Genomic DNA, 525 nt, shown 5'->3' on the forward strand with positions numbered 1-525 from the left:
ATGCCTTCCTCCTCGCTGAAAGTACTTTACAACCCGAAGGCCTTCTTCATACACGCGGCATGGCTGCATCAGGCTTGCGCCCATTGTGCAATATTCCCCACTGCTGCCTCCCGTAGGAGTCTGGACCGTGTCTCAGTTCCAGTGTGGCTGGTCATCCTCTCAGACCAGCTAGGGATCGTCGCCTAGGTGAGCCATTACCCCACCTACTAGCTAATCCCATCTGGGCACATCTGATGGCATGAGGCCCGAAGGTCCCCCACTTTGGTCTTGCGACGTTATGCGGTATTAGCTACCGTTTCCAGTAGTTATCCCCCTCCATCAGGCAGTTTCCCAGACATTACTCACCCGTCCGCCGCTCGTCACCCGAGAGCAAGCTCTCTGTGCTACCGCTCGACTTGCATGTGTTAGGCCTGCCGCCAGCGTTCAATCTGAGCCATGATCAAACTCTTCAATTTAAGTTTGATGCTCGTGAATTAAACTTCGTAATGAATTACGTATGTTCACTCAGAGACTTGGTATTCATTT

The 525-nt window shown here is 52.2% G+C and carries 1 rRNA gene; it reads right to left on the reverse strand.

The annotated features are described in order from the left end of the window. Positions 1 to 455 (reverse strand): 16S ribosomal RNA (locus PGR10_RS25380); the annotation flags it as partial. Between the last annotated feature and the right edge of the window lie 70 nt (positions 456 to 525).

This window comes from Klebsiella sp. 141198, from assembly GCF_050600785.1.
Taxonomy (GTDB): domain Bacteria; phylum Pseudomonadota; class Gammaproteobacteria; order Enterobacterales; family Enterobacteriaceae; genus Klebsiella; species Klebsiella aerogenes.